The organism is Streptococcus sp. 2154, assembly GCF_013277255.1.
Taxonomy (GTDB): domain Bacteria; phylum Bacillota; class Bacilli; order Lactobacillales; family Streptococcaceae; genus Streptococcus; species Streptococcus pseudopneumoniae.
On sequence record NZ_VMMK01000041.1, the window covers coordinates 1 to 19805 of the forward strand.

Below are 19805 nucleotides of genomic sequence, written 5' to 3' on the forward strand. Positions count from 1 at the left end.
TTTTCCTCTCTAAGTGTCCTTGTTCACGTAAGTTCTTTTCCCACGTGAAGAGAGTTCTGACGCCGACATCAAAAACCTTGGCTGCCTCGACATGGCTGTGCCCCCTCTTTGATGTAATCTAATGCTCGCTGTTTAAAATCTGTACTATATGCCATAGCTTTATTATAACATGCTTGTTTGAAACTAAGCAATTATATTACCTAAAAGACTCAGGTGCTATGTTAACAGGCTGGGTGAAAGATAGCGGATCTTGGTATTACCTTGCTTCAACTGGTAAGATGCTTCACAACACCTATACACCTGGTGGTTACTGTGTAGATACCGGTGGCGCTTGGAAATAATCTAAAGTATACATTTTATTCCTTCAGCTATTAGTGTACATGCTCAGACTAAATGTTATCAGAGCTACAAAAAAACTAGATAATAATACGAAAAGCGAATCGAAACAATGAATTCTGTTTTGTTCGCTTTTTGTTTCAATCTGTGTCATTACGATATTTTCATTTAATTGTATATCCCCCAAAAATTTACATTTTTATATGAAGTATTTTAGATAAAAGCAAACGCTAAATCATATCCTCAAAAAAAACAGGTTTAGAACATTTGAAAAATCGAACGCTCAGCAATGATAGTCTGTCTGGTGGCGAGAAACAACGCCTAGAAATCGCCCGCGCCCTCTACCATGATAGCCAACTCATCTTAGCAGACGAGATTAAGGCCAATCTTGACTCGGAAAATAGCAGAAAAATTAGCGACTTGCTCTTCTCCCTACCTCAAACAGTCATAGAAGCCATTCACCACTACACAGAAGAGGACTTAAAAAACTACGACCAAGTCATTCACTTAAGCAAAGAAAAGTAATGTTCTTCGAAAATCGCTTCAAACTATGTCAGTTTGACCTACAACCCCAACACTTTACTTTGAGTAACATGCAGCTGACTTCCTAGTTTGTTCTTTAATTTTCATTATCCCTTGTTCATTTCCTTGAAATTTTCTGAAAAAAGAGTAAACTGGTATTCAAGAAGTCTATTTCGTGGAGTTTAGGATGAAATTATATGTTCAATTAATGATTCTCTTTGTGATTTCTCTAATCGGAGAGGGGATTTCCAGTTTCTTTCATTTGCCCATCCCAGGCAGTATTATCGGCTTGATTATTCTCTTTCTAGCCCTACAATTCAAGTGGCTGAGAACTAGGCATGTCAATATGGTGGGAAATTTCTTGCTGGCCAATATGACCATTCTCTTTTTGCCGCCAGCAGTAGGAATCATGGAAAAGTTTGATGTGATTGCTCCCTATCTCCTACCCATTGTTTTGATTGTCTTTTTTGCAGCAGTTGTCAATATTATCCTCATAGCCTTGGTAGTTCAGTTTATCAAACGACGGTTTGAGGGAGATTATGAGAAAGGAGATGCCAAATGAGTGAATTTGTTTCCAATCCCCTATTTGGGCTTGCCCTGTCTATCCTAGCTTATCTAGTGGGGATGTTGATTTACAGACGTTTTCCTCATCCATTGACAACGCCCCTGCTTTTGTCGGCTATTTTTATCATTATTTTTCTTAAGGTGACGGGTATTTCTTATCAAGATTACTACCAAGGTGGGGTTTATCTGAACAACTTGATTGTCCCGTCGACAGTGGCTTTGGGGATTCCGCTTTACAAGAGTTTTCATTTGATGAAGCACCATGCTCGGAGTATTCTCTTTGGTAGTCTGCTAGCAGTAGTTGTCAATACCTCTTTCACAGCCCTTGTGGCCAAAATCTTTGGTATGGACTTTTTCCTAGCCATTTCTCTCTTTCCCAAGTCAGTAACAACCGCCATGGCAGTGGGAATCACAGAAAAATTGCAAGGTCTGACGACCGTGACCTTGGTGGTAGTCGTGGCAACTGGGATTTTAACCAGTGTCATCGAACCAACCCTTTTGAAGTGGTTGAAAATTGACGACCCAGTAGCTGTTGGTCTTTCCCTTGGAGGAACAGGCCATGCAGTTGGAACAGGAACAGCCTTCCGATACGGCTCTGTAGCAGGAGCCATGGGTGGTTTGGCTATCGGTGTCACTGGTATTCTCTATGTCTTTGTCAGCCCCATCGTAGCTAGTTTGATATTGGGTTAATACTCTTCGAAAATCTCTTCAAACCACGTCAACGTCGCCTTGCCGTAGGTATAGGTAACTGACTTCGTCAGTCTTATCCACAACCTCAAAACACTGTTTTGAGCAGCCTGCGGCTAGTTTGCTCTTTGATTTTCATTGAGTATAAAAAGCAAGGAATTCGAGCAATCTCATTATGGTAGTGACATGGGGGTCTAACTTCTCATATTTATACATTTCTCCAATCAGTTAGCTGATTACAACCGAGATTTTCTATACTCTCCTTATAAGATTTTCGCATAAGATGAGACAGCACACGCTGAAGACGTCTATGTTATTTAGATTTAATACAATCTTTTAAAAGAGTTTTGATAATCTATATTTCTTATTTAGTTTAGTTGATTTCATATCACTATACTATAGTGCTTATCCAAATGATGACACTATCAAAACACCCTATTATTAGATGCTTACGAAACAGATTTTTATACTCTTCAAACCACATCAGCTTGTCCTTAGTGTGTATACGTTACTGACTTGGTCAGTTCCTCAACCTCAAAACTATGTTTCGAGGAGCCTTCCGCTAACTTCCCAGTCTGATTTTCATTGAATATTAACGATACTTTATCACATAAAGAGGCTGGATGAAAAGTCTTCACAATCAAAAAACGCATCCTATCAAGTTGAGTCCTGATAGGATGCGTTTTTATATTATTGAAATTTTGTTACAGACCGATAAGAGTTCTATCATAATCAATAAATAAAGTGATGGGAAATAAGAATTGCACACCCTGGTTTTGGAATTCAAATCAATTTATAAGAATATTTTAGAAGTAATATTATCCTATTCCAGATTCAGTTCACTATACAATTGAGTTCTCAAGCAACCTGTTTACATAATGTGTACATAATTAGGTTCGTGATTCCACCCTTTTCACCTTTAAAAACCTCGCTTTCGCGAGGCTCTTCTATTTATAAGATAAGGCACGTTTAAAGGTTTTCCAAATCCCTAAATCATCCGTTTGAAGAACGAGACTAGCATACATGCGTCCGATAAATCCTGTTGCTACCACCGCAAAAATCACTGTAATAGCAAGTGAAATCCATGCTTCTGCTCCCCCCGCATAGCCATTAATCGTTCGAAACGGCATAAAAAAGGTCGAAATAAAGGGAATATATGAACCAATCTTCAAGAGGAGATTGTCTCCAGCTGTACCTAGAGCTGTCACTCCAAAAAAACCACCCATAATCAAAATCATCAAAGGCGACAAGGCTTTCCCTGAGTCCTCAGGACGAGAAACCATAGATCCTAGGAAGGCTGCCAAGACTACGTACATGAAAAGACTAATCAAAATAAAGAGCAAGGTATTCAGTGAGATAGCATCTCCCAAGTGAACCAAAATACCAGACTGAGCCAAGAATGGCAAATCTTTAAAGAGCAAAACGGCAGCCAGACCACCTACAACATAGATCCCAATATGCGTTAAAATCACTAGAAACAGAGCCATCATCCGCGCATAGAAATAGTGACTTGCCCTTATGCTAGAAAAGACGACTTCCATAATTTTGGTGCCTTTTTCACTGGCAACTTCCTGAGCTGTTACACCCGCATAGGTAATCAGAATCATATAAAGAAAAAATCCTAAGGCACCTGCTGCAATTGTTTGAATAAGCTTTTTATTTTCCTTGGCTTCATCAATCTTTTCTGTGAATTGAATTGTCTGCGCTAAGCGTTTTTCCTGCTCTTGAGACAAGGAAGCAGTTGAACGATTAAGCTGATTTTGCAGTTCATTGAGTGTATCTGTAACTGCAAATTTAATTCCATTTTCAAGCGACGTTTCGCCATGATAAACTGCCTTCAAGACACTATCCTCTTGGTCAATAGTCAGATAGCCTTTTAATTTTTCATCTTTAATCGCTTCTTTGGCACTTGCTTCGTCTTTATAGTCAAAGTTAATACCATTTACATTCTTCAGTCCTTCTGCTACAGATGGCACTGTTGTCACTACTGCCACTTTATCATTTTTAGCCATTGAAGAGCCTTGGAGATAAGCAATTCCTCCAGAGATTCCTAAAAAGAGGAACGGTGAAATCACCATAAAGAAGAAACTCCACGATTTGACATGTCGAAGATAGGTTTCCTTGATTACAACCCACACATTTCTCATACTTCCACCCCTGATTCTAGTTTAAAGATTTCATCGATTGTTGGCGCTTGTTGGTCAAAGGTTGCGATATATTGCCCTTGAGTCAAGATTGGGAAGAGTTCTCTACCAGCACTCTCATCCTCCAAGATCAATTTCCAACTACCTTGTTTGGTCAAGCTCACCTGTTTGACATGAGGAAGGTTTTCCAATTCTCCCTTGCTTCGTTCACTTGAAACAAAGAGACGCGTTTTCCCGTATTGATTGCGGACATCCTGAACTGGTCCGTGCAAGACCACACGGCCATCTCGGATCATCAGAATATCGTCACAAAGTTCCTCAACATTGGTCATGACATGGTCAGAAAAGATAATGGTTGCTCCGCGCTCTTTTTCCTGAAAAATGACTTGTTTGAGCAATTCTGTATTAACTGGGTCCAATCCACTAAAAGGCTCATCCAAGATAATCAGGTCTGGTTCATGAATCAGAGTAATAATGAGCTGAATCTTCTGCTGATTTCCTTTTGACAGACTCTTGATTTTATCTGTCAGCTTTCCTTTTACTTCCAACCTCTTCATCCATTGAGGGAGTTTTTCTTTGACTTCTTTGGCATCCATGCCTTTTAGAGTCGCCAAGTAGCGAACTTGTTCAAGAACTGTCAATTTAGGCATGAGACTGCGTTCTTCAGGCAGATAACCAATCCGAGCATAGGTCTCCTGACGAATATCCTGACCATCCAGACCGATTTCTCCCTGATATTCTAGGAATTTTAAAATACTATGGAAAATCGTTGTTTTTCCAGCACCATTTTTTCCGACTAGTCCCAAAATACGACCTGGTCGCGCTTGAAAGTCAATACCAAACAAAACTTGCTTGGATCCAAAACTTTTCTCTAGACTTCTTACTTCTAGCATCTTTCACCTCCGAAATTTCTTGCACTCATTATACTCCTTTTTGATAGCCTTTACAATGTTTTTTGTCCATTTTTAGAAGACTATTGCTGTGTAAAATATGGCCTGGAGCACTTTTATACTCAATGAAAATCAAAGAGCAAACTAGGAAGCTAGCCGTAGACTGCTCAAAGTACAGCTTTGAGGTTGCAGATAAAACTGACGAAGTCAGCTCAAAACACTGTTTTGAGGTTGTGGATAGAACTGACGAAGTCAGTAACTATATCTACGGCAAGGCGAAGCTGACGTGGTTTGAAGAGATTTTCGAAGAGTATTAGTGATAAATCCATTATACAGTAGCAAACTTAATTTATCCACTCTGCTCCTCAACTGTCAGTTTTTGGTCCTGAATTGTTATTTGAGTAAGTTCTTTTTCCTCATAAAATTTTCTTCCTCTAAAATTTCTGGAAAAAAACGAATAGTTTCAGACAACATTTTTTATAAAAAAACAAGTTCATCTGTCATTTCAAGAAGGAGTAATCCTTTATCTACTAATGGACGGAACGGAATTCAACCGCTTGTCCCATATGTTTTCTAAGGAGCATATCTACTATGCACATCCCTATGCCTCTTGGGAAAGGGGAACTAATGAGAATCGCAACAGGCTCATTCATAGATGGTTACCTAAGCCTAAGGGAACTAAGAAAACGACTACCAAGGAAGTCGCATTCATCGAAAAGTGGATGAACAACTATCCTAAAAAATGCTTGAACTACAAGTCCCCCAGAGAAGACTTCTGGATGACTAACTTGAACTTGAAATTTAGCAATAATTAATTCACCATCTAACTATATTTAGTAATTATTTCAGAACTGATTAATATTAAAATTAACTAACAATTCAAAGGATTCATACTAGCCATAAATTACGTCCATCAGAGAGAGACTCTTACTACTTTTAGATTTTAGTCTTTCTAGCTTCAGAATACATCTAAACTTTAGGGAAAATGACTATTCGAAAGCGCGAATGCCTCAAAATTATCTCAGATAAGCTATTCGAAACTTAGAATGCTTTTAAATTTATGGAATTGCGATTATTCGAAACCTAGAATGCATATAACCTTTAGTTGACAGACCTATTCTAAGTCTCGAAGGGCTATTTACTTTCTATTCCTTATCAAAAAAGACTCATTCCCCCTTTCTCCTCCAAAATATGGTATAGTAGAACTATACTATCTATGAGGAGTTTACATGTCACAGGATAAACAAATGAAAGCTGTTTCTCCCCTTTTACAGCAAGTTATCAATATCTCATCGATTGTCGGTGGGGTTGGGAGTTTGATTTTCTGTATTTGGGCTTATCAGGCTGGGGTTTTACAGTCTAAGGAAACCCTCTCTGCCTTTATCCAGCAGGCAGGTATCTGGGGGCCACCTCTCTTTATCTTTTTACAGATTTTACAGACAGTCGTCCCTATCATTCCTGGGGCCTTGACCTCGGTGGCTGGCGTCTTTATCTACGGTCACATCATCGGGACTATCTACAACTATATCGGCATCGTGATTGGCTGTGCCATTATCTTTTATCTGGTGCGCCTCTACGGAGCTGCCTTTGTCCAGTCTGTCGTCAGCAAGCGTACCTACGACAAGTATATAGGCTGGTTGGATAAGGGCAATCGTTTTGACCGTTTCTTTATCTTTATGATGATTTGGCCCATTAGTCCAGCTGACTTTCTCTGTATGCTGGCTGCCCTGACCAAGATGAGTTTCAAGCGCTATATGACCATCATCATTCTAACCAAGCCCTTTACCCTCGTGGTTTATACCTACGGTCTGACCTATATTATTGACTTTTTCTGGCAAATGCTTTGACACATAAAAAATCCGTTTGGTTTCCCAAGCGGATTTTGTGCTTTATTTTGAAACTTCTTTTGCAAGAACAAAGTTCCCAAGTGTGGCAGAACCATTTCCTGCGACTGCTGGAGTGACGATGTAGTCACGCACATCCGGTACTGGTAGGTAGCCGTTGAGAAGAGCTGTAAATTTCTCACGGACACGGTCCAGCATGTGTTGTTGAGCCATGACCCCTCCACCAAAGACAATCACGTCTGGGCGGAAAGTCACTGTCGCATTAACCGCAGCTTGAGCGATATAGTAGGCTTGAACATCCCAAACAGGGTTGTTGAGTTCAATATTTTCCCCACGAACACCTGTACGAGCTTCCAAACTCGGACCAGCTGCATAGCCTTCCAGACATCCCTTATGGAAAGGACAAACACCCTTAAACTCTTTTTCAATATCCATTGGGTGTCTAGCAACATAGTAGTGACCCATTTCAGGGTGACCCACACCGCCGATAAACTCACCACGTTGGATAACACCTGCACCGATACCTGTACCGATTGTGTAGTAAACCAAGTTTTCGATACGACCACCAGCATTGTTACGGGCAACCACTTCACCATAAGCAGAGCTGTTTACGTCTGTTGTGAAGTACATTGGCACGTTGAGGGCACGACGAAGGGCTCCAAGCAAGTCCACATTTGCCCAGTTTGGTTTTGGAGTCGTTGTGATAAAGCCATAGGTTTTTGAGTTTTTATCAATATCAATCGGACCAAATGAACCAACTGCAAGACCAGCAAGGTTATCGAATTTTGAGAAGAACTCGATGGTTTTATCGATTGTTTCGATTGGAGTTGTTGTTGGAAATTGTGTTTTTTCTACAACGTTAAAGTTTTCATCACCGACAGCACAGACAAACTTTGTACCGCCTGCTTCCAAGCTTCCATATAATTTTGTCATGATAAACCTCTTGTTTTTATTTTCTTTATTATAGCATATTTCGAAAGTCTAAATTTCTCTATTTTTTAGATTTTCCTCTGTAAATCTTACCATTCAAGCAAAAACGAACAAACATGTCATTTGTTCGTTTTCACATTAGAGAGGATTGATTAGATTTCCACTTCGATCACAGCATCCCCCTTCGCAACTGAACCTGTTGCGACTGGAGCTACTGAAGCGTAGTCAGCTGTATTTGTAACGATAACCATTGTTGTATCATCAAGTCCAGCTGCAGCGATTTTGTTTGAGTCAAATGTTCCAAGAACATCGCCCGCTTTAACCTTATCACCTTGAGCAACTTTTGCTTCAAAACCTTCACCGTTCATTGTTACAGTGTCGATACCAACGTGGATCAAGACTTCAGCACCATTTCTTGTTTTCAAACCAAAAGCGTGTCCTGTTGGAAAGGCGATTGAAACTTCAGCATCAGCAGGTGCATAGACCACGCCTTGGCTAGGTTTCACAGCGATACCTTGTCCCATAGCTCCACTTGAGAAGACTGGGTCATTAACATCAGCAAGAGCGACAACATCACCGACGATAGGAGTTACAAGTGTTTCATTTTGAAGAGATGCTGGAATGTTACCAGTTGTTTCTTCTTGGACCAAACGTTCTGTCTCTACTTCAGTAGCAACCTCTTTTTCATCCTCATAACCAAACATATAAGTAAGAGCGAAACCAAGGGCAAATGATACAGCTACCATGAGAAGGTATTGGGCAAGTTGTCCGTTACCGATGTAAAGCATTGTACCAGGGATGATGGTGATACCATTACCAGTACCAGCAAGTCCAAGGATTGAAGCCAATCCACCACCGATTGCACCAGCAATCAATGAAAGGAAGAAAGGTTTACGGAAACGCAAGTTCACCCCAAAGATAGCAGGCTCTGTAATACCTAGGAAGGCAGAAAGAGCAGCTGGGAAAGCAAGTGTTTTCAGTTTTGGATTTTTAGTTTTAACACCAACCGCAACAGTCGCAGCACCTTGAGCTGTCATAGCAGCTGTGATAATCGCGTTGAATGGGTTAGCATGGTCAGCAGCAAGCAATTGCACTTCAAGCAAGTTGAAGATGTGGTGCACACCTGACACGACGATCAATTGGTGAACCCCACCAATCAAGAAACCACCAAGACCAAATGGCATGCTAAGGATCGCTTTTGTAGCGATAAGGATGTAGTTTTCAACGACGTGGAAAACTGGCCCAATGACAAAGAGTCCAAGGATAGACATAACCAAAAGTGTCACGAATGGTGTTACCAAAAGGTCAATGACATCTGGAACGATCTTGCGGACAGCTTTTTCAAATTTAGCTCCGACAACCCCAATGATGAAGGCTGGAAGAACGGAACCTTGCAAACCAACAACAGGGATGAAACCAAAGAAGTTCATAGCAGTTACTTCACCACCTTGAGCAACTGCCCAAGCGTTTGGAAGTGAGCCAGAAACAAGCATCATACCAAGAACGATACCAACGGCAGGGTTACCACCGAATACACGGAAGGTTGACCAAACAACCAAACCTGGCAAGATGATGAAGGCTGTATCTGTCAAGATTTGTGTGTAAGTTGCAAAGTCTCCTGGAAGTGGCATTTCAAGAGCAATGAAAAGACCACGCACACCCATGAAGAGACCTGTCGCTACGATAACTGGGATGATTGGAACGAAAACGTCACCGAAAGTACGGATAGCACGTTGGAACCAGTTCCCTTGTTTAGCAGCTTCTGCTTTCATGTCATCTTTAGATGATGTTGGTAAACCAAGTGCAACAACTTCATCGTACATTTTGTTTACTGTACCAGTACCAAAGATGATTTGGTATTGACCTGAGTTAAAGAAAGCACCTTGAACTTTTTCCAAGTTCTCAATCACTTCTTTATTGATTTTTCCTTCATCTTTGACCATGACACGAAGACGAGTCGCACAGTGAGCTACACTGTTGACATTTTCACGTCCACCCAAGGCATCGATGACTTTTTTTGCAATTTCCTGATTGTTCATTTGCAAAAATCTCCTTATATAAATTTTTGTTCTTGTTTGAAAGCGATTTTATTCGCCCTACGACTATTATTTTATCATGTTTTAGAAATATGTCAAGCGTTTTGCAGAAAAAATATTCTATCCACTTAGTTTGCTCGCTTTAGATTGATTGATTTTGACTGTTTTATCAGGTGTTCCTTAAAAAAATAAGTTTAAAATCTTGGTTAAAAGGGTTTTATTTCATTCTCTTTCATATTTTTGTGAAAATTTGATTGATTTCCTGCATTTATTTTATGATAAACGTTTGACAGTTTTTTCTCTTTTTTAACATAAAAGTCTTGCTTTTTTTCCCGAAAACGGTTACTATTAAAAGTGATAAGATTTTTGGAGGAATAGAAGAATGGAATGGACAACTGAGCGTCGTTACAGACTTTATCAAGATTGGACGCAAGAAGAAATTAAGAATATTAAAGAAAATATGGCACAATCTCCATGGCATACTCATTATCATGTTGAGCCAAAAACAGGACTTCTTAACGACCCAAATGGCTTTTCTTACTTTGATGGAAAGTGGATTGTTTTTTATCAGAACTTTCCTTTTGGTGCAGCCCACGGTTTGAAATCTTGGGTTCAATTGGAAAGTGAGAACTTGGTTCATTTCACAGAAACTGGAGTCAAAGTTTTGCCTGATACTCCATTAGATAGCCACGGTGCCTACTCTGGTTCTGCCATGCAGTTTGGCGATAACTTGTTCCTATTTTATACAGGAAATGTCCGTGATGAAAACTGGATCCGTCACCCTTACCAGATTGGAGCTTTGATGGATAAGGATGGCAAGATTACAAAGATTGATAAGATCTTGATTGAACAGCCAGCAGACTCTACAGACCACTTCCGCGATCCACAAATTTTTAACTTTAAAGGTCAATATTATGCCATCGTCGGTGGACAGGACTTGGATAAAAAAGGCTTCGTCCGTCTCTACAAGGCTGTAGACAACGACTATACAAACTGGCAAGCCGTTGGCAACCTTGACTTTGCTAACGACCGTACTGCCTACATGATGGAATGTCCAAATCTGGTCTTTGTAGGGGAACAACCTGTCCTTCTCTACTGCCCACAAGGATTGGATAAGAAAGTTCTAGACTACGATAATATCTTTCCAAATATGTATAAGATTGGGGCTTCCTTTGACCCTGAAAATGCTAAAATGGTAGATGTATCTCAACTTCAAAACATGGACTATGGTTTCGAAGCCTATGCAACTCAAGCCTTCAACGCTCCTGACGGACGTGCTCTAGCTGTTAGCTGGCTTGGCTTGCCAGATGTTTCTTACCCATCTGACCGTTTTGACCACCAAGGAACCTTCTCTTTGGTCAAGGAACTCACTATCAAAGACGGCAAACTCTACCAATACCCAGTCGCAGCTATCAAGAACCTTCGTGCTTCTGAAGAACCTTTCTCAAACCGTGCCCAAACCAAGAACACTTACGAACTTGAACTCAACTTGGAAGCTAATAGCCAGAGCGAGATTACCTTACTTGCTGATCAAGAAGGAAAGGGACTTTCCATCAACTTTGACCTTGTAAATGGTCAAGTGACAGTGGATCGTAGCCAGGCTGGTGAACAGTATGCCCAAGAATTTGGAACAACTCGCTCTTGCCCTATCGATCATCAGGCTACTACTGCTACAATCTTCATCGATAACTCTGTCTTTGAAATTTTCATCAATAAAGGAGAAAAAGTATTTTCTGGTCGTGTCTTCCCACATGCGGACCAAAATGGTATCCTCATCAAATCTGGAAATCCAACTGGAACTTACTATGAATTAGATTATGGTCGCAAAACTAACTGATGTCGCCAAACTTGCAGGCGTCAGTCCTACTACCGTTTCTCGGGTTATCAATAAAAAAGGGTATCTATCTGAAAAAACCATTCAAAAGGTTAATGAAGCCATGCGAGAACTGGGCTATAAACCCAACAACCTAGCTCGCAGTCTACAAGGAAAATCAGCTAAGTTAATCGGCTTGATTTTCCCCAATATTTCTAACGTTTTCTATGCAGAATTGATTGATAAATTGGAACACCAACTCTTCAAAAATGGTTACAAGACCATCATCTGCAACAGTGAGCATGACTCTGAAAAGGAACGCGAGTACATCGAAATGCTCGAAGCCAATCAGGTGGACGGCATCATTTCTGGTAGTCACAACTTGGGAATCGAAGACTACAATCGTGTGACAGCGCCGATTATTTCCTTTGACCGAAATCTGTCACCAGACATTCCTGTCGTTTCCTCTGACAACTACGCTGGTGGGGTTCTCGCAGCCCAGACCTTAGTCAAGACAGGTGCCCAGTCTATCATCATGATTACAGGGAATGACAATTCCAATTCGCCAACTGGACTGCGCCACGCTGGTTTTGCTTCTGTACTCCCCAAAGCTCCTATTATCAATGTTTCCAGTGACTTTTCGCCCGTCAGAAAAGAAATGGAAATCAAGAATATCTTGACCCGTCAAAAACCAGATGCCATTTTTGCTTCAGATGACTTAACAGCTATTCTGGTCATTAAAATCGCTCAAGAACTGGGCATTTCTGTCCCGAAAGAGCTCAAGGTCATCGGCTATGATGGAACCTACTTTATTGAGAATTACTATCCTCAACTGGCTACTATTAAACAACCCTTGGAAGAGATTGCCTGCCTCACTGTTGACCTCCTCTTGCAGAAGATAGAAGGCAAGGAAGTCGCGACAACTGGTTACTTTTTACCAGTTACATTATTACCAGGAAAAAGTATTTAAACACAAGAAAACTCAGACCAATTCGTCTGAGTTTTTTATGATCTTAAGTTTTCTAAATAACACTGGGCTGTCTCTAGGTTAAAGGTTTTATCTGCGATGAGGCGCTCAACTAGGGGAGCAACCTCAGATTCACTGGCACCTGCTAGGAGAGCTAAGGATTTGGCCTGCAATTTCATGTGGCCTTGCTGAATCCCTGTACTCACCAAGGCTTTGAGGGCTGCAAAGTTTTGGGCAAGGCCGATAGACACGATAAGCTGAGCTAATTCTTTGGCAGAAGGATTTCCCAGTAGCTCATGACTGAGGGCTACACGAGGGTTAAGGCCGATAGAACCGCCCTTGGTCGCTACAGGCATGGGTAAGGTCATCTCACCGACCAATTCTTCTCTTTCAAGATCCAGTGTCCAGCGACTAAGACCTTGGTAGCGTCCATCTCGACTGGCAAAAGCATGAGCCCCCGCCTCAATGGCACGCCAGTCATTACCAGTGGCAATCAAAATGGCATCAATACCGTTAAAAATTCCTTTATTGTGGGTAGCTGCTCGATAAGGATCAGCCTGCGCAAACTGACTAGCCAACGCAATTTTCTCTGCAATTTCTCGTCCGTGATCCTTTTGACGGCTCAAGTAGCGAAAGGCGATACGACAGCTTGCAGTCACCAGAGAATCGGTCGCGTAATTAGACAGGATTCCCATGAGACTCTGTCCCTGACTAAGTTCTTCTAAGACTGGTTTCAAGGCTTCTAGCATGGTGTTGAGCATATTAGCACCCATAGCTTCTTGGGTATCAACATGGAGATAGACGACTAGAAAGTCTGTTTCGTCTTTAATCTGTTCTACATGTAGATCACGCGCCCCGCCCCCGCGTTTAACGATAGAAGGATAGGCTTGATTAGCAAGCTCCAAGAGCTCAGACTTCTTGCTGGCAATCTTCTCTTGCGCTTGTTCAGGATTAGCAACTTGATAAAGGGCTACCTGTCCAATCATCTGGCGCTCATGCACTTGAGCAGTAAAGCCACCTGCTCTCTTGATGATTTTGCTGGCATAGCTGGCTGCAGCAACCACTGAGGGTTCTTCTGTCACATAGGGAACTGTATAGTCCTGCCCATTCACCAAAAGTTCTGGAATGATAGAATAAGGCAGAGAAAAAGTTCCTACCACATTCTCACTCAGCTGGTCTGCAACAGCCAAGCTGACTTGTTCATCTTGCTCCAGACTCCTTTGCTTTTCAGGGCTAAGGAGCGCCTGAGCTCGCAATAACTCAAGGCGCTCATGGTATGTTTTTTTAGAAAATCCATTCCAACTTATCTTCATTATTTTTCAACCTTGCTATAACGGCGTTGGTGGTCGACAATCTCCACCAAGGCATAGTCTTGATTTTCAAAACCAGTAAACTTGGCTGAACCAGATTCATCCAAGTCCACTTCCTCAAAGAAGATCTTTTCATAGTCTGAAACAGATAAGGCAGTTCGTTGGTCGAGCTTGTTCAAGCGGTCTTTATCCAGATAAGCTTCATAACCTTCAACCAATTCACCGCTGAAGAACTCAGCTACAGCACCACTTCCGTAACTATAAAGGGCGATTTTATCCCCAGCCTTCAAGCTATCTGTATTTTCCAAGAGAGACAGAAGCCCAAGGAAAAGTGAACCTGTGTAGATATTCCCCACCTTTTGACTGTAAAGAATAGACTGGTCAAAATGCTTTTGCAAGAGGTCTTTTTTCTCTTGAGGCAGGCTCTTATCCATGATTTTTTTCAAACCTTTTAAGGCTAATTTAGGATAAGGCAAATGGAAACAAACAGCCGTAAAATCATCCAAAGTAAGCTGGTAGCGTTTTTGATATTCAAGCCAAGTCGTTTTCAAACTATCCAAATATTGTTGGGTAGAATAGACACCATTTACATAAGGAGTTGTCGAGTAATTTGGACGCCAAAAATCCATGATGTCACGGGTTTGAGCAACATTGTCATTATTAAAGGCCATCATGCGTGGATTTTGTGTAATCAACATGGCCACACTTCCAGCACCTTGAGTTGGTTCTCCTGGAGTTTCAATACCGTACTTGGCAATATCACTGGCAATGACCAAGACCTTGGACTCTGGAGAATTTTCCACATGCAATTTGGCATAATGAAGGGCAGCTGTCGCTCCATAGCAGGCTTCTTTAATCTCGAAACTACGCGCAAAGGGCTGAATACCCAGCAAGCCATGCACAAAGACGGCTGCAGCCTTACTCTGGTCAATTCCTGACTCGGTCGCCACAATGACCATGTCAATTTCTGCTCTTTCTTGCTCAGTTAAAATAAAGTCACTAGCACTGGCCGCCAAGGTCACGATGTCCTCAGTTAAGGGCGCAATACTCAATTCCTCGAGTAAGAGTCCTTTGCTTAATTTTTCAGGGTCAATTCCCCTCGCTTCTGCTAGGTCTTGTAACTTCAAGACATATTGACTGGTCGCAAAACCAATCTTATCAATACCGATTGTCATATTTACCTCTGTTTTATCATTCATGTAAAAAATCGTTCGGTACTATTTTATCACAAATGGCAGTAAAAGAGATAAAAAAGACTTGATTCACCAAATCAAGCCTCTTATTGGTCATAATTTCAAAGAATGATTAGTTGCTAGAGAGTTCACCGATATAAGTAGCTTTATAAGCCCCATTCTCAGTTATCAGTTCCTGGAGGATTAAATTTCCTGAGTAAGTCCTTCCCATCTCATCTACAAATTCTTGATAAAACTGACTGGTCGGAATTTCTCTGACATCCTTATCAAATGTCTTGTCAAGTGTTTTACTAACCTTTTCGGCAATCAACTGATGCTCTTGTAATCCACTTTGAAACTCTGAACCCAAACTAGAAACCATGACTGGGATAAGCAACAAAGTCAGTAGACTTACAGACAATAAGGAAAATAGTGATTTTTTCATGATTTTTCCTCCTTTATATAGAGAGAATAGCATACATAGAAAGCCTTGTCACTATATTTATCTCATTTTTCAGAAAATTCTTTTATTTCTGTAAAGTCTACGATACTCGATGTGTTTTTATATAATGATACAGTCTGAGAATCACTGTTCCGCTAGCCATTCCAATGGAAATGACCAGAGCCAGCATAACAACTAATGTTGCACTTGCCAGCGCTTTATTATAGTCCCCTGTCACAAAAAAGGCAGTTGTCCGATAGGAGAGATAACCCGGAACCAAGGGTGCCAAGATTGCTAAGATAAAGACCACAGCAGGAGTCTTATAAAGAATACTTAAAATCTGGCTGACACAAGAACCTATAATGGCTGCAATAAAAGTAGCCACAATAACATTGGTCGGTTCCTTGAGCAAGAGATAGACTAGCCAGACAGCCATGCCCAAAATTCCTCCTGGTAAGAGCATGGACCGCTGAACATTGAGTACGATTAGAAAGGTAATAATAGCAAGAAGACTTGCTACTGCTTGTAATAAAAAGGTTATTAGTGTCATATTAGTTCATCAATACCAAGGCGACAGAAGTTCCTGCCCCTAAAGCAAGGGTAATGAGCAGGGATTCAAACATCTTGCTCATACCAGAGTTTATGTGGTTGGTCATAATATCACGAACCGCATTGGTCAAGGCAATTCCTGGAACAAACGGCATGACCGCACCAGCTATAATCAAGTCTGCCGTTGAAGGAAAGCCTGTGTAGCGAGCCCAAAACTGGGCAATCATTCCAAAGACGAAGGCCCCAGCAAAGGCTGTCACAAAGGGAATTCGGATAAACTTCTCCACATAGAGGGAAAAAGCAAAACCAAATAAGGTCGCCACTCCTGCCCCAAGTGCGTCGTAGATATTTCCACTAAACATAACCGAAAAGAAAGGAGCACTTAAGGTCGCAGCCAGAGTTACCTGCAACTTAGTATAGGGAAGGGGTTGGGCCTGCAAGGCCGTCAATTGCTTAAAGGCTGTTTCTAAATCAATCTGCCCCCCAACCAGCTGACGAGAAATCTGGTTCACATCGCAGACTTTTTCGATGTTATAAGAAGAGGAGGTCACCCGCTTCATGCGCGAAATATTGGTATTTTCAATAGAGAAAAAGATAGCGGCAGGCATGGCAAGGACATTGCAATCCACAATCCCCTGCGAATGCGCAATCCGAATCATGGTATCTTCTACGCGATGAATCTCTGAACCACTTTTAAGGAGAATAGTCCCCGCTAGCATAATCACATCGATGACGGCATTTAATTCTCTTGATTCTTCCATGCGTTCCTCCTTTTATCAACTCCTTCTATTCTATCACAAATCCGGACTCAAAAAAAATCTTTGCCATGAAATCATGACAAAGATTGATTACTTATTTTGATTATCCATCTGATTTTAAGGAGTAGCTGAACTTGTTTTAGGTTTGTAGATTGAAATCTTGACCCTTGTCTTATTGAGGTCTACCTTTTCACCTGCTCTAGGACTTTGTTCAACAACCATGCCTTCTGCACTACCTGCAGGTGCTTTCGTCACTTCTACAACTTCTATATTGGCTTCCTTAATCCCAACAATTTGAATCAAATTGTTCTTAGTAAACTCCAAGCTGGAACCAATGTAACTCGGCATGGCAACACTTGTAACTTTTTTAGCTACTGTCAAGACGATTTGAGTAGGTTTACTCAAATCATAAGGGATACCTGCACCTGGACTTTGTTTCATAATCGTTCCTGGTTCGCTTTCGCTGGACTCTTCTTCCTCTATCTTAATCAAATTCTCAGGAACCTTCTTCTGCTTGAGTTCTGAGATGACTTCTGTAGAGTTCCGTCCAATATAGTTCCCTAATTGAATCGTCGTAGCTTTTTTAGCTACTGTCAAGACGATTTGAGTTGCCTTGCTCAAGTCATAGGTCGTACCTTCTGGTAGACTTTGCTTCATGACCGTTCCAGCCTCACTCTCATTCGACTCTTCTTCCTCAATTTTAATCAAATTATCTGGAACTTTTTTCTCTTTTAATTCCGCAATGACATCAGAGGATTTCCGACCGACATAATTACTAATTTGGAAAGATTGCTTGCCTGATGAGACAACCAAATTGATTTTCGTTCCTTCTTTTCGACCCGTTCCAGCGCCAGGATCTGTACGGATAATCCGCCCCTCTTCCACCTTTTCACTAGCCTCTGACTTCTCCTCGCCAATCTCAAAATTGGCTTTCTTGAGGGTTTCCTTGGCCTCCGCAACTGTCTGACCTGCCACATCTGGAATGGCAATGGTTGCAGGAGTTCTGGATAGTATCCAAATAAGAGAAGCTGCCACCAATACAAGGCTGGCCAAAAAAATCAGGTAACGCATCTTAAATCTGCGTTTTTTCGGTGCTTGTGGTTGGTAAGTTTCCTCTGTCACAGCCTGGCTTGGTTTTTTGATTGGTTTGTGTTCTGTCTGCGCTTGAACCTTAGGAATAGATGTCAAGGTGCTCTGGGATACTTTTGGTAGAGTCTTGGTGTCCGCCTTAGTCGCATCGTCAAAGACCAGCTTTGGTTCATTACGACGATTATAAGACAAACTACTAGACAAATCCACATACATTTCAGCAACTGATTTATAGCGATCTGTCAATTTCTTAGCAGTTGCCTTGATAACAACATTCTCCAAAGCCTGGGGCACAGATGGATTCTCAGCAATAACGGACGGCAGTGGTTTTTGGAAATGCTGGAGGGCGATGGTCACAGCGCTATCCCCATCATAAGGGATATGGCCTGTCAGCATCTCATAGAAAATGATCCCCATGGCATAGATATCACTTTGTACAGTCGCCTTAGAACCACGCGCCTGCTCTGGTGACAAGTAATGAACGGAGCCCAGCATCGAGTTAGTCTGAGTCAGACTCGTCTCAGCAAAGGCTACTGCAATCCCAAAGTCTGTAACCTTGACAGTCCCATCTGGTGTCAAGAGGATGTTTTGAGGTTTCAAGTCCCTGTGAACAATCCCTCTGGTATGAGCCAAACGCATGGCGAGAAGAATTTGTCCCATGATACGGACGGCTTCTTCATTAGAAAGAGGATAGTGTTCCTTGATATAGCGTTTAAGGTCAAGTCCAGCCACATACTCCATAGCGAGGTACTGTTGACCGTCTTCCTCACCAATATCTGTTATCCGAACGATATGAGGATGGTCTAAATCTGCCATAGCTCTCGCTTCACGCTGAAAACGAGCTACAGCTATCGGGTCCGTCTGGTAGTTAGTCCTCAGAACCTTCACTGCCACTTCTTCCCCGTCTAGAATCAAATCTTTGGCTAAGTAAACATCTGCCATGCCTCCTCGACCAATCTGTTTGACAATCCGATAGCGTCCGGCAAAAATCTTGCCGATTTGGATCATTCTGCATCCTCCTCGTTCATAGAAACAAGGGCAACCGTAATGTTGTCTAAACCTCCTGCATTGTTAGCAAAACGAACAAGTGTCTCCGTTTTATCTGCTAAAGGAATATCACTGGTTACAATATCCCGAATCTCACTGCCTGAAATCATGTTGGTCAAGCCGTCACTATTGAGCAAGAGATAGTCACCTGACTCAAGGATCACTGTCCCAAAATCAGGCTGAATTTCATCTTTTTGCCCAATAGACTGGGTGATAATATTTTTTTGCGGATGAGCTTCTGCCTCTTCTGGTGTCAATTGACCAGCCTTGAGTAATTCATTGACCAAAGAATGGTCGCTCGTCAACTGATGGTATTCTTCTCCACGAATCAAGCCGATACGCGAATCACCAATATGAGCATAGATAGCCTGATTATCGATAATAGCAAGGACTTCCAAAGTAGTTCCCATACCTCTGTAAGCTTCATCCTGACCAAGCTGGTGAATCTTTTGATTTTCAATTTCTAGGTAATGGGCGAACCATTCACGCACTTCATTGACTGTATCGATTTGGGTATCAACCCAAGCTATACCTAGGTCTGTTACCGCCATTTCACTAGCGATATTCCCTGCGCGATGACCTCCCATCCCATCAGCTAAAATAATCATAGTACGTCCAGCTCTATTGACATAGTGGTTGACATAGTCTTGGTTATTTGTCCGTTTCTGACCAACATCTGTTAATAATGAAATTTCCATGTGTCAG

At 41.5% G+C, this 19805-nt stretch carries 17 protein-coding genes and 5 pseudogenes; 9 read left to right on the forward strand and 13 right to left on the reverse strand.

From position 1 onward, the window contains the following. A pseudogene (locus tag HT693_RS12085) lies at positions 1-155 on the reverse strand (IS630 transposase-related protein); the annotation flags it as partial. A gap of 39 nt (positions 156-194) precedes the next feature. Between HT693_RS12085 and HT693_RS07710 the strand changes: the two are divergent. The 4 genes and pseudogenes from HT693_RS07710 to HT693_RS07725 form a co-directional block, all read left to right on the forward strand. After that, a pseudogene (locus HT693_RS07710) lies at positions 195-341 on the forward strand (choline-binding protein A); the annotation flags it as partial. Between the two features lie 241 nt (positions 342-582). After that, positions 583-861: pseudogene (locus HT693_RS07715) on the forward strand (ATP-binding cassette domain-containing protein); the annotation flags it as partial. A gap of 184 nt (positions 862-1045) precedes the next feature. Then, on the forward strand, positions 1046-1420 hold the full coding sequence (locus HT693_RS07720) for a CidA/LrgA family protein (RefSeq protein ID WP_119919925.1): 375 nt from the start codon (positions 1046-1048) through the stop codon (positions 1418-1420). Beyond that, positions 1417-2112 (forward strand): LrgB family protein, encoded by a 696-nt coding sequence (locus HT693_RS07725; RefSeq protein WP_023940851.1) that lies wholly within the window; start codon positions 1417-1419, stop codon positions 2110-2112. Before HT693_RS07720 ends, HT693_RS07725 begins: the two co-directional genes overlap by 4 nt. Before the next feature lie 208 nt (positions 2113-2320). On the opposite strand, the pseudogene HT693_RS12090 reads toward HT693_RS07725, so the two are convergent. The 3 genes and pseudogenes from HT693_RS12090 to HT693_RS07735 form a co-directional block, all read right to left on the reverse strand. Then, positions 2321-2470 (reverse strand): annotated as a pseudogene (locus HT693_RS12090) (IS630 family transposase); the annotation flags it as partial. A 586-nt stretch (positions 2471-3056) separates the two neighbouring features. Beyond that, positions 3057-4256, reverse strand: a complete 1200-nt coding sequence (locus HT693_RS07730; RefSeq protein WP_100104193.1) for an ABC transporter permease — start codon at positions 4254-4256, stop codon at positions 3057-3059. After that, positions 4253-5146: an ABC transporter ATP-binding protein gene (locus HT693_RS07735; protein ID WP_000895295.1), complete on the reverse strand. Its 894-nt coding sequence runs from the start codon at positions 5144-5146 to the stop codon at positions 4253-4255. Before HT693_RS07735 ends, HT693_RS07730 begins: the two co-directional genes overlap by 4 nt. A gap of 122 nt (positions 5147-5268) precedes the next feature. On the opposite strand from HT693_RS07735, the gene HT693_RS12095 reads away from it, so the two are divergent. From HT693_RS12095 to HT693_RS07750, 3 genes and pseudogenes are all read left to right on the forward strand, one after another. After that, on the forward strand, positions 5269-5460 hold the full coding sequence (locus HT693_RS12095) for a hypothetical protein (RefSeq protein WP_000693429.1): 192 nt from the start codon (positions 5269-5271) through the stop codon (positions 5458-5460). Between the two features lie 201 nt (positions 5461-5661). Then, positions 5662-5958 (forward strand): annotated as a pseudogene (locus tag HT693_RS07745) (hypothetical protein); the annotation flags it as partial. A 414-nt stretch (positions 5959-6372) separates the two neighbouring features. Beyond that, the gene (locus HT693_RS07750) at positions 6373-6990 is read left to right on the forward strand and encodes a TVP38/TMEM64 family protein (protein ID WP_000076170.1); all 618 of its coding nucleotides are present in this window, start codon (positions 6373-6375) and stop codon (positions 6988-6990) included. Positions 6991-7032: 42 nt separating this feature from the next. Here HT693_RS07750 and scrK read toward each other — a convergent pair whose 3' ends face one another. Continuing rightward, a complete protein-coding gene (gene scrK / locus HT693_RS07755; RefSeq protein ID WP_000164309.1) occupies positions 7033-7920 on the reverse strand; it encodes a fructokinase ScrK in 888 nt (295 codons plus the stop codon). Between the two features lie 149 nt (positions 7921-8069). Next, the gene (locus HT693_RS07760; protein ID WP_138704634.1) at positions 8070-9956 is read right to left on the reverse strand and encodes a sucrose-specific PTS transporter subunit IIBC; all 1887 of its coding nucleotides are present in this window, start codon (positions 9954-9956) and stop codon (positions 8070-8072) included. A 379-nt stretch (positions 9957-10335) separates the two neighbouring features. Between HT693_RS07760 and HT693_RS07765 the strand changes: the two genes are divergently transcribed. Together HT693_RS07765 and HT693_RS07770 are read left to right on the forward strand one after the other, a co-directional pair. Next, the gene (locus HT693_RS07765) at positions 10336-11790 is read left to right on the forward strand and encodes a glycoside hydrolase family 32 protein (protein ID WP_050973722.1); all 1455 of its coding nucleotides are present in this window, start codon (positions 10336-10338) and stop codon (positions 11788-11790) included. Continuing rightward, the gene (locus HT693_RS07770) at positions 11771-12736 is read left to right on the forward strand and encodes a LacI family DNA-binding transcriptional regulator (RefSeq protein ID WP_050241919.1); all 966 of its coding nucleotides are present in this window, start codon (positions 11771-11773) and stop codon (positions 12734-12736) included. The genes HT693_RS07765 and HT693_RS07770 overlap by 20 nt, the downstream gene beginning before the upstream one ends. Positions 12737-12771: 35 nt before the next feature. Here HT693_RS07770 and HT693_RS07775 read toward each other — a convergent pair whose 3' ends face one another. From HT693_RS07775 to HT693_RS07805, 7 genes are all read right to left on the reverse strand, one after another. Further along, entirely contained in the window at positions 12772-14046 is a 1275-nt protein-coding gene (locus HT693_RS07775; protein ID WP_138704635.1) for a hydroxymethylglutaryl-CoA reductase, degradative, read from the reverse strand. Next, positions 14046-15218, reverse strand: coding sequence for a hydroxymethylglutaryl-CoA synthase (locus HT693_RS07780; RefSeq protein WP_171035927.1), 1173 nt, complete (start codon positions 15216-15218; stop codon positions 14046-14048). The genes HT693_RS07775 and HT693_RS07780 overlap by 1 nt, the downstream gene beginning before the upstream one ends. Before the next feature lie 130 nt (positions 15219-15348). Next, a complete protein-coding gene (locus HT693_RS07785; protein WP_025170610.1) occupies positions 15349-15597 on the reverse strand; it encodes a hypothetical protein in 249 nt (82 codons plus the stop codon). Between the two features lie 160 nt (positions 15598-15757). After that, the gene (locus HT693_RS07790) at positions 15758-16207 is read right to left on the reverse strand and encodes a threonine/serine exporter family protein (protein WP_000172685.1); all 450 of its coding nucleotides are present in this window, start codon (positions 16205-16207) and stop codon (positions 15758-15760) included. 1 nt (position 16208) lies between these two features. After that, on the reverse strand, positions 16209-16967 hold the full coding sequence (locus HT693_RS07795) for a threonine/serine exporter family protein (protein WP_000392948.1): 759 nt from the start codon (positions 16965-16967) through the stop codon (positions 16209-16211). A gap of 114 nt (positions 16968-17081) precedes the next feature. Next, complete coding sequence (gene stkP, locus HT693_RS07800; protein WP_138704637.1) at positions 17082-19061, reverse strand: serine/threonine-protein kinase StkP; 1980 nt, start codon at positions 19059-19061, stop codon at positions 17082-17084. After that, positions 19058-19798 (reverse strand): Stp1/IreP family PP2C-type Ser/Thr phosphatase, encoded by a 741-nt coding sequence (locus HT693_RS07805; protein WP_000406237.1) that lies wholly within the window; start codon positions 19796-19798, stop codon positions 19058-19060. Before HT693_RS07805 ends, stkP begins: the two co-directional genes overlap by 4 nt. Positions 19799-19805 lie beyond the last annotated feature (7 nt).